Origin of the sequence: Streptomyces neyagawaensis, from assembly GCF_023516595.1 — a bacterium.
Classification (GTDB): Bacteria; Actinomycetota; Actinomycetes; order Streptomycetales; family Streptomycetaceae; genus Streptomyces; species Streptomyces neyagawaensis.
The window spans coordinates 1-9,236 of the sequence record NZ_JAMGBG010000196.1 but is presented as its reverse complement, the minus strand read 5'-3'; the positions used below and the strand labels follow the sequence as shown (position 1 = coordinate 9,236).

At 67.4% G+C, this 9,236-nt stretch carries 9 protein-coding genes and 1 pseudogene; 4 read left to right on the top strand and 6 right to left on the bottom strand.

Annotated features, from left to right (window positions below):
• The coding region (locus tag M8J73_RS43150) for a transposase family protein (protein ID WP_372504109.1) at positions 1-176 on the top strand (176 nt) is incomplete at its 5' end.
• 141 nt (positions 177-317) lie between these two features.
• Here M8J73_RS43150 and M8J73_RS43145 read toward each other — a convergent pair.
• The 6 genes from M8J73_RS43145 to queC form a co-directional block, all read right to left on the bottom strand.
• The gene (locus tag M8J73_RS43145) at positions 318-1,541 is read right to left on the bottom strand and encodes a beta-ketoacyl-[acyl-carrier-protein] synthase family protein (RefSeq protein ID WP_055542464.1); all 1,224 of its coding nucleotides are present in this window, start codon (positions 1,539-1,541) and stop codon (positions 318-320) included.
• Entirely contained in the window at positions 1,538-1,789 is a 252-nt protein-coding gene (locus M8J73_RS43140) for an acyl carrier protein (protein WP_055542463.1), read from the bottom strand. The genes M8J73_RS43145 and M8J73_RS43140 overlap by 4 nt, the downstream gene beginning before the upstream one ends.
• A 149-nt stretch (positions 1,790-1,938) precedes the next feature.
• On the bottom strand, positions 1,939-2,937 hold the full coding sequence (locus M8J73_RS43135; protein ID WP_055542462.1) for a beta-ketoacyl-ACP synthase III: 999 nt from the start codon (positions 2,935-2,937) through the stop codon (positions 1,939-1,941).
• Positions 2,938-3,019: 82 nt separating this feature from the next.
• Complete coding sequence (locus tag M8J73_RS43130; protein WP_055542461.1) at positions 3,020-3,715, bottom strand: class I SAM-dependent methyltransferase; 696 nt, start codon at positions 3,713-3,715, stop codon at positions 3,020-3,022.
• A gap of 124 nt (positions 3,716-3,839) precedes the next feature.
• Positions 3,840-5,144 (bottom strand): acyl-CoA dehydrogenase family protein, encoded by a 1,305-nt coding sequence (locus M8J73_RS43125; protein WP_055542460.1) that lies wholly within the window; start codon positions 5,142-5,144, stop codon positions 3,840-3,842.
• A 109-nt stretch (positions 5,145-5,253) separates the two neighbouring features.
• Positions 5,254-5,976 carry a 7-cyano-7-deazaguanine synthase QueC gene (gene queC, locus M8J73_RS43120; RefSeq protein WP_055542459.1) on the bottom strand — a complete coding sequence of 241 codons (723 nt, stop codon included), beginning with the start codon at positions 5,974-5,976 and terminating at the stop codon, positions 5,254-5,256.
• 290 nt (positions 5,977-6,266) lie between these two features.
• Here queC and M8J73_RS43115 point away from each other — a divergent pair, with 290 nt between their 5' ends.
• From M8J73_RS43115 to M8J73_RS43105, 3 genes and pseudogenes are all read left to right on the top strand, one after another.
• Complete coding sequence (locus tag M8J73_RS43115; RefSeq protein WP_055542458.1) at positions 6,267-7,292, top strand: ketoacyl-ACP synthase III family protein; 1,026 nt, start codon at positions 6,267-6,269, stop codon at positions 7,290-7,292.
• A gap of 145 nt (positions 7,293-7,437) precedes the next feature.
• Positions 7,438-7,914: a hypothetical protein gene (locus M8J73_RS43110; RefSeq protein WP_055542457.1), complete on the top strand. Its 477-nt coding sequence runs from the start codon at positions 7,438-7,440 to the stop codon at positions 7,912-7,914.
• 1,199 nt (positions 7,915-9,113) lie between these two features.
• Positions 9,114-9,236 (top strand): annotated as a pseudogene (locus M8J73_RS43105) (IS5/IS1182 family transposase); the annotation flags it as partial.

The window sequence follows — 9,236 nt, the reverse complement described above, 5'->3', positions numbered from 1 at the left end:
CCGAGCACTACCAGCAGTACAACCGGGACCACGCCCGACTACGCGCCCCTGGCGAACGCGCCTTCGCACAGCTGAAAACCTGGCGCCTCCTTCGTCGAGCCCGATGCTCAACCAACCGCATCGGACGCATCGTCGCCGCCGTCCACACCCTCCTGATCTGCGGATACGGAGGATGAAAGAGGTTCAGTGAGAGACTAGTACAATTCTTGGGTAAATGCACGTCTGCGGGCCCCGATTACCGCTTTCGCTTCATCCGCATATCACCGATGAGCGGCACCACGAATGCCTCCCGAATTCTGACGGATGAGAAAGAGAATTCACTGTGAAGTGAATACCAGTACGGCATTTTGTCCGCCGAACCCGAAGGAATTACTCACCGCGACGTCGACGCGTGCCTTCCTGGTACCGCCGTGGACAATGTCCAACTCGATCTCGGGGTCCTGCCGGGAGAGGTTCGCGGTCGGCGGGATCACTCCCTTGTCGATCGTGAGCACCGTGAGGGCCGCCTCGATGGCCCCGGCCGCGCCGAGAGTGTGTCCAGTGACACCTTTCGAGGAGCTGACAGGAACCACGGTGCCGATGGCCTTCGCCACGACTTTGGCCTCCACGCTGTCGTTGAGAGGGGTGGAGGTGCCATGGGCGTTGACGTAGCCGACCTCTCTCGCGCTCACGTCGGCGTCAGCCAACGCTCCCGACAGAGCGCTCAAGGCGCCCCGGCCTTCTGGGTCAGGCGCCGTCATGTGATGGGCGTCGGCTGACGCACCGTACCCGGCGAAGATCGCCCGGGGGCCCACGCGGCGGGCTCGGGCATCCACGGCCCGCTCCAGCACAAGGAAGCCACTGCCCTCGGCGATCACGAACCCGTCCCGCCCGGCGTCGAACGGCCGGGAAGCCGAAGCGGGATCCTCCAGCCGCCGTGACAGCGCTCCCATGCGCGCGAAGCCCGTGACCGTGAGCGGCGTGACGCTCGCTTCCGTACCGCCCGCGACCACCACGTCACACCGCCCCTGCCGTATCAGGTCAAGCGCGATTCCAAGGGCGGTAGCGCCCGAGGCACAGGCGGTTGCGGTGACCAGGTTGGGACCCGTGAAGCCGAGATCCATCGCGATCTGCCCGGCTGCCATGTTGTGCAGCAGCAGCGGCACGAACAGAGGGGAGACTCCCCCCGGCCCGCGTTCCGCCATACGCTGGGCCTGGTGCTCCCACGTCGAGACCCCGCCGAAGGCGGTGCCCACCACTACGGCCACTCGTTCTGCGGGGTAATCGCCGCAGACGATCCTCGCATCCGCGACCGCCTCCCGAGCCGCTACCAGAGCGAGTTGCACGAACCTGTCATGCGTCAGAGTGCTGCGGGCCCCGACGTGCTCCGACGGATTAAAGTCAGGCACGGTGCACGAGATGTCCACAGGTGCCCCTGCCAGCGCGGGATCTGTACGTGCGGTTGATGTGCTGGAACACACCGACCGCCACGTCTGCTCCGTCCCGATTCCGGCGGCAGTGACGAGGCCCACTCCGGTGACGACAACCGTGCCGGCGCTCATGAAGCGAGTCCGGCCTCACGTCGGCGCTGCTCGACCAACTCGGCCACAGCAAACAGTGTGTCCGACGAACTGAGTGCGTCCTCACTGATAGAGACGCCGAACCGATCCTCCAGTGTGAGGGCGAACTCGACAATGAACAGAGAATCCAACTCAAGGTCGGCGAGAGTCGAGTCGGACGTCGCGGTGGCTCTGTCCACCTTGAAGCGGTCGACGAGGATCGAGAGCACTGTCTCGTAGGTCTCGGACATGGGGCGGGCCTACCTTTCAAGCCGTCAAGGAATGCGTCTTCATCTGGTGATTCGTAAGACCGCCACCGGTCTCCGGTGGCTCGGCGACTTCCCGGCAGCGGTCTGGCATCCCCATCAGGAGAACTTTCGGGGCGGTACGGTAATGGTGTTCAGCGAGCGAGGGCTGGCCAGGTCAACAGGGTCGAACCCCAGGTCAGGCCGCCCCCGAAGGCGGTGAGCAGCACCAAGTCACCCGGCTTGAGCAGCCCCTCGCGGTGGCCGTGCTCCAAGGCCAGGGGGATGGAGGCAGCGGCTGTGTTGCCCACTAGATCGATGTTGGAGATGCTCCGCTCCTCCGGAATACCGAGGGAGTCGGTGAGGCTCCGCAGAATCCGGGCGTTGGCCTGGTGACCCACCAACCAGTCGACCTGATCGGCATCCAGGTCCGCCTTGTCGAGCACCCTGCGGGCTGAACGGTTCATGTGCTGAACGGCGTTGCGGAAGACCTCCCGCCCTGACATGGAGAAGTATGCGTCGCGCATTCGGGAGCCGGGCTCCTCCGCCCACTGTTCCGATCCGCCGGCCCGGACGGTGATCAGATCGCGCCCGGACCCGTCGCTGCCGAGGTCGAAGGGCCCCAGCGCACCGAGTTCCCCGGTCTCTCCGGACCGCAGGACTACGGCACCGGCGCCGTCGCCGAAGAGCACCGCATTGGAGCGGTCGTCGGGGTGCACCAGGGACGAGTAGGTCTCTGCGCCGATGACCAACACAGTCTCGGCGAGGTCCGCGACGATCAGGCCGGACGCGGTGGCCAGTCCGTAGAGGAAGCCAGAGCAAACGGCCGAGACGTCGCACGCGGCCACCGGTCCAAGGCCCAGCTTGGCCGCGATCGTGGGGGCGGTGGCCGGACAGGGCCGGTCGGGGGTCGTGGTGGCCAAGATCACTACGTCGACCGAGTCCATGCCGGCGCACCGCATCGCTTGCGAGGCGGCCTCTGCTGCCAGGTCCGAGGTGGCCGTACCCGGCGCCGCCCGGTGCCGTCGGGAGATGCCCGTCCGGGTCCTGATCCATTCGTCCGACGTGTCCAGCTGTCCGGCCAGGTCCTCATTGGTCACCACCGTCGGGGGCAGGTAGCCGCCGACGGCCGTGAGTACGGCGCATCTGGTCATCGCGTTCGTCTCCTGGTACCCGTAGGTCGTGTGGCCGTATGCATGGCCGACTACCTCCTTGATGCCGTTCGCCGTGAAGACGTCACACCCGTTCCGCTGTCACCCGCCAGACCGGCATGGTGATCCGTTCGTCGGCGTCGAGGCCGAAGGGCGCCGACGGCTCCCAACCGGGGTCGGAGATGTGCTGCCGCAAATCAGCCGTAGTGAAGACAGTGGTGTACAAGTCGTGCTCCAGCCGGGAGATCTTCCAGCCGTCCGCGAACGCCTTGCGCACGTCAGCCTCGCTGAGCCGGTCCGGCACCGGTATCCCGGCCGGCATGGCGTCGGAGAAGCACAGCACGTGCATCAACGCGCCGGGGGCGCAGACACGGTGGACCGCCTCCAGGTACGCCTCACGCCGCGGCTTGTCGAGGCAGTGCAGCAGGGCACTGTCAACAACCGTCTCGAACGGCCCCGACATTCCCTGCAAAGACGTGGCGTCGGCCACCCGGAAGTCGATGTCGAGGTTTCGCTCCCGAGCCTTCTCCCGGCACCGCTCGATGGCCCACACCGAGAGATCGGTGCCGGTCACCCGGTAGCCCCGCTCGGCCAGGAAGAGGGAGTTCTGGCCGAGACCGCACCCCGCGTCCAGCACCGCACCGGTGATCTCACCTCGCCGCTCCAACTCCACGAGGGCGGGCTGCGGGACGGGCACGTCCCACGGGATCGTCTCCGTCGTTCGGTACCAGGCCTCGACCTCCTCGGCCGTACGGGCAACCACGTGATCGTCCTGCGACATGCTTGTTCCTCTGTTCTCGAATGGTGATCTGGTGCGTGTACAGCGGTCACGGAGGCTGCCCGGGGACGCGGTGACCATCGAGTTCAGCCGGTGGGCCGACAGCCGACGACGCGACCGCGCTGGGTCATCGGTCAAGGACCGGGTCCAATCCGAGGCCTACCTTGCCGATGTACTCAAGCGCTTCGTGCGGTGAGAAGGGCTGCATGAAGGCCCCGGCACGGGCGTCCCGGTACAACCGGCCCAGGGGATTTCCGCTCATGTAGGCTCCGCCGCCGCAAACAGTCATCGCACGGTCCACCACATCCACCGACGTGCGGTTCACCACGTACTTCGCGCACTGGGCCTCCTTCATCAGTTGATGAAGCTCCCCGACTTCGTGAACGCCGGACTCGTCGCGAACGATAAACGCGTCCACCAACCGCCCTATCCGGTCCATGAGCGCCCGGCAGACAGCGAGATCCACGTCGATCCTGGCCATCAGCTGCTGTATGGAACTCCGGTCGGCGAGTCTGCGGGAGCGGGGGCCCTTACGCCGCTCCGCGGCACGAAGCGCGTGGGTCCTTGCGGCTTCCGCAATGCCGAGATAGGACGCGGCGAGCGGCATGTTCACGGTCAGTGCCGAGGCGACGTAGCCCGGCGCGATCGTTCCGTACGTGTCCGCCGGGGCAAACATCTGGTCGGCCGGGATGAAGCAGTCGGTGAAGGTGACGTCGTTGCTGCCGGACGCCCGCATCCCGAGCGCGTCCCAGTTGTCCTCGATCCGCAGCCCCGGGGTGTCCCTGGGGACGACGGCCGTAGCCGTGAGGTAGCCGCCGCCGGGCTTCGCCACCCGGACACTGGGGAAGAACATCTGCGCAATCGGCGAGCCCGTGCCGAAGATCTTCCGGCCGTTGAGCACGTAACCGTCTCCGCGAGGCGTCGCCTCGGTTTGCGGGGCGGTCTGGTCCGTGCCCCGCTCAGTCAGCGGAAAGCACATTACCGCCGAGCCGGAGCCCGCCAGGGAGAGCATGTTCGACACTGCCCCCGCGGTGCCCTCGTCGCCTTCCGCTCTGGCCCGCCGCAGCACGTGGACCATTCCCAGGACGCCCGTGATGTGCATGTTCGCGGCGATGGCCGTGGACGCGTCGCCTCGCGCCAGGCGGCTCATTGCCACGATCAGATCGTGCACGGAGGTGACACCGAGACCGCCGAACTCCGTCGGCACAGTCGCCATCAGCAAGGAACTGGCTTGCATCTCCTCGAAGTTAGCGAAAGGAAAACTTCCCGCTCGGTCGTGCTTGTCCGCCCGTTGCGCGAAGACCTCGGCATGTTTTTCCGCGAGCGTGGTGAGTTCACGGCCGGCCACCGTGTCCGCGACCAGGTCGAAGTTGACGGTTTTGTCCTCGGTGCCCCCGATGCCACCTTCGGGCGCTGGGTTAGCTTCGGGCATGGGTGTCCTCCTCGGTGGAACAAGCACGAGCGGGTGGGTGTCCCTGGCAGACCCTGCCTGCGACCGCGTCGGGAGGCTGCAGGGCCAGCGGACCCGTTCGCTGCCGTCTTTACTGGGCGACCGGGGCCGCGAACTCGGTTACGTTGTCGAGGTATTCGGTGGGATCGGGAACCTGAGCGTCGCGGAATGACTCCCTACGCTCGTAGCACGTCCCGCAAGTGCCGCAGTGGATGTCAGCACCCCTGTAGCAGGACCAGCTCTGGTCCAGTGGTGCGCCGAGCCGGGTACCGTAGGCGGCGATCTCGGTTTTGGTCCACCTGAGAAAGGGCGCCTCGACGTGCGGTGCCGAGAAGCCCTCGTTGGCTACTAGCGCCAGTCGGTCCACGGCTTCGACGAACTCCGGTCGGCAGTCCGGGTAAATGAAATGGTCGCCGCTGTGCATTCCCAGCGCCACGACCGACGCCCTGCGCGCAACGGCCAGACCGATGGCCACGTTGGCAAGGATCGCGTTCCGATTCGGTACGACCGTGGCGCGCATCGTCTCCTCGGCGTAGTGGCCGTCCGGAACCTCGACACTCGGGTCGGTGAGGGCGGAACCACCGAGCATGGCGCCGACCGCGCTGAGATCGACGACATGGTGCTCGGCGTTGTAGTGCCGCGCCACGAAACGCGCGGACTCGATCTCGCGGCGGTGCCGCTGGCCGTAGTTGACGGTCAGGGCGATGATCTTACGTCCGAGCGCGGCGTAGTGCGCTGTGAGGGTGGTCGAGTCCATTCCGCCGGACAGGACCACCACGACGGGCGCTGGCTCATAGGCGGTTTGATCGCTCATGGCTTACTCCGTTGGCTGAGGGCGACGGGCATGTCCGGAACAGGAGGGCAAAGCCTCTGTCCGCTGCTCCACACCTGGCTAGCGGGTCTTTCTTCCCTTAATCGGATCGACCCGGCGCCAGCTTTGCCCGTGGCGCGCGGACGTACATCTCGGTGCTCACCGAAAGAGATCACCCACACTCCGAAGGTTGGCCTCGCTGTTACCCGATGACCCCGTGCTGCGTTCGTCCGGACTGATAGAAGTCGAACAGCAGAGCAGAGAGACCAGTTACCCCCGCCAGGAGGTGCGCCGTGGGAGCGAACATTTACATCGCCGGGATCGGGTCGTCGATTCCGATGGCTGTGCCTGTGGAGACGGCTGTGGCGGACGGCCGCTACGACCGTGTTCGGGCCAGGCAGGGCCGGCAGTTGGCCGCAACCGTCGCTCCGGACCACACCGCCCCTGTGCATCTTGCTGTGGACGCCTCGGTGCGGGCCTGTGCCCAGGCCGGAGCAGAACCGGGCGAGGTGGGCCTGGTGCTGTACTGCTCCGTCTCCGACACAGGGTTCGACATCTGGAACCCGCCGTCCTACCTCCAGCACACGCTCGGCGTGCCGGGCGGCGCCTGCGAGGTGGCTGAGGTGCGCAGCGGTTGCGCCGCCGCGCTCATCGGGCTGCGCATGGCACGGCTGCACCTACTGGAGGAGCCGGCCCGGCCGTATGCCCTGGTCGCAGCGGGCGAATGCTGGCGAGAGCCGGTGATCGACCGCTGGCGCACCGACTCGCAGACAGTGCTCGGCGACGCAGGAGCGGCGATTGTACTCTCCCGGAACGGCGGGTTCGCTCGTGTGGCCGCCGTGTGCAGCCACACCGACCCCGCACTCGAACCAATGGCGCGCGGAGACGAGCCGTTTAGCTTCCCTCACGACCGCCGCCATCCCGTCGACTTGGCACAGCGGGCGTTGTCCTTCTCCCGCACCATGTCGTGGTCAGACATCACCGGCCGAATCCGCGACGGCTTGCGCTCCGTGGTCGACCGTGCTCTTGATGAGGCGGGGATCAGTTTGGACGACGTGGCTCAGGTGGTGATGCCCTTCCTCGGCTGGCACTCGCTTAGCCCCATGTATTTCGACTCCAAGGGCTTGGGGCTCGATCCCGACAGGACCACGTTCGAATACAGCCGCCGGATCGGACACACCGGAACGAGCGATCCCTTCCTGGGTATGGAACACCTGGCCTCGTCGGGGCGGCTGGCACCGGGAGAATTCGCCCTTGTGGTCGCTACAGGACTCGGTTTCGTGTGGACAGCAGCCGTTTTGCAGTCGACGCTTCAGTGAACCTCTTTGGGTGCAGATCTTCTGAGGGTGCCTCGTTGGGGTGATTCGCAGAGGTTCGGGATGTGGCTGGTCGTGCCGGCTTCTACCGTCGCCGGGGTCGAGTCCGCCGTGAGGGGTGCGGGTGCTGAGCGAGGGTGGGTGTGGTGTGCCGTCGTTGATGGAGGCGTTGGAGGCCAGGCGGGCTGAGGTGCTGGGCGAGGCCGAGCGGCTGCGTGAGCAGATCGCGGGTCTGTCCGAGGAGTTGTCGCGGGCCGAGGAGCGGCTGGCGCGGTTGCAGATCGCAAGGGAGTCGGTGGAGGAGGTGCTGGCCGCGCCGTCTTCTCCGGTGCCGGGCACGGAGGCGAGTGAGGGCGTCGGCGGGGTCGCCGTGGCGATGGTGAAGGCCGAGGCGGAGCTGGATGTGACGGTGATGTCGCCGGAGTACCGGGAGATCATCGCCCTGTTCGCGACCTCGGGGGCGGCGATGCGCTGCAAAGAGGTCTGCCGGCACCTGGGTCTGGGGACCGAGCCGCGGCATGTCGAGGGGATGCGCTCGAAGCTGAAGCGGCTGGTGGAGCGCGGGATCCTGGCCGAGCCTTCGTCCGGGCTGTTCAAGGTCGACGGCAGGAAGCAGGGGTGGTGAGCGCGGTGGGGCCGGCCCACGGGGCGCTCACGGAGTGTGAGGACGCTTTCGCCGCCTCGGCGGGTCTGTTCGCCGCGGCGTGCGCGGACCTGGCGGCCCCGGAGGCGGCGGCGATGACGCACGCGCAGCTGGAGGACCTGCTGGGGGCGCGGATGCGCGAGGTCACCCGGCAGTTGTTCCAGGATCACCTGACGCTGCGGGCCAGGGACGAGGTGCGTTGGCAGGAGGTCGTGGACACCGCCGGTGTCGGGCGCACCCGGATCGAGCGGGGTCGGCGCCGGATGTTGGCCACGGTGTTCGGCAAGGTCATCGTGACCCGGATCGCCTACCGCGGCACCGGCGTGGCGGACCTGCACCCGGCCGACGCGGTGCTGAACCTCCCGGACGGAATGCACTCGCACGGGCTGGCCAGGCTCGCCGCGATCGAGTCCGCCCGCGGCAGCTTCGCCGACGCCTGCGAGCGGATCAACACCGTCACCGGCTCCGGCATCGGGCACCGGCAGGTCCAGGAACTCGCCGTCGGCGCCGCAGCGGACATCGACGCGTTCTACGACGCCCTCGTGCCGGCCCCCTGCACCGACACCACGCCACTGGTCTTGTCGGTGGACGGCAAAGGCGTGGTGATAAGGCCCGAAGCGCTGCGTGAGGACACCGCGAAGGCCGCGGCGGCCAAGGGCGGCAACGCGATGAAGACCCGGCTGGCATCCGGGGAGAAGCACGGCAGGAAACGGATGGCCACCCTGGGAGCCGTCTACGATGCCGAACCCGCGCCTCGCACGGTCGACGACATCATCGCCGACCCCGACCGGCACAACGCCGACCACGGCGCGGCGCCCGAGCGCCGCCAGGGGCCGAAGGCCCGCTCGAAGTGGCTGTGCGGCTCGGTGACCGACACCGCCGCGCAGGTGGTGTCCGCCGTGTTCGACCAGGCAGAGCACCGCGACCCCGGACACCGCCGTTGCTGGGTCGTCCTGGTCGACGGTGCCCGCCATCAGATCGACCTCATCAAGGCCGAAGCACGACAGCGCGGCGTGGACATCCACATCATCGTCGACCTCATCCACGTGCTCGAATATCTATGGCGAGCAGCCTGGTGCCTGCACGACAGCGGCGATGCCTCCGCCGAGAGCTGGGTCGCCCGTCACGCCCGCGTCCTGCTGGGCGGCGGCGTGCAGCAGACCGCCGCCGCACTCGAGGAAGCCGCCCGTGCTCACGGCGTGATCGAGAACTGCCACACGCGACAGATCCTCGTCCTGGCCGACCGCGCCTACCAGGGCGCCGGCGCCACCGTCCGTACCCCCTACTACCACCACCTCGAACTG

Excerpts from the sequence above, each read along its gene's own strand:
- M8J73_RS43140 (WP_055542463.1), bottom strand. The coding sequence starts at position 1,789 with ATGTCCGAGACCTACGAGACAGTGCTCTCGATCCTCGTCGACCGCTTC.
- M8J73_RS43145 (WP_055542464.1), bottom strand. The coding sequence starts at position 1,541 with ATGAGCGCCGGCACGGTTGTCGTCACCGGAGTGGGCCTCGTCACTGCC.
- M8J73_RS43135 (WP_055542462.1), bottom strand. The coding sequence starts at position 2,937 with ATGACCAGATGCGCCGTACTCACGGCCGTCGGCGGCTACCTGCCCCCG.
- M8J73_RS43125 (WP_055542460.1), bottom strand. The coding sequence starts at position 5,144 with ATGCCCGAAGCTAACCCAGCGCCCGAAGGTGGCATCGGGGGCACCGAG.
- M8J73_RS43130 (WP_055542461.1), bottom strand. The coding sequence starts at position 3,715 with ATGTCGCAGGACGATCACGTGGTTGCCCGTACGGCCGAGGAGGTCGAG.
- queC (WP_055542459.1), bottom strand. The coding sequence starts at position 5,976 with ATGAGCGATCAAACCGCCTATGAGCCAGCGCCCGTCGTGGTGGTCCTG.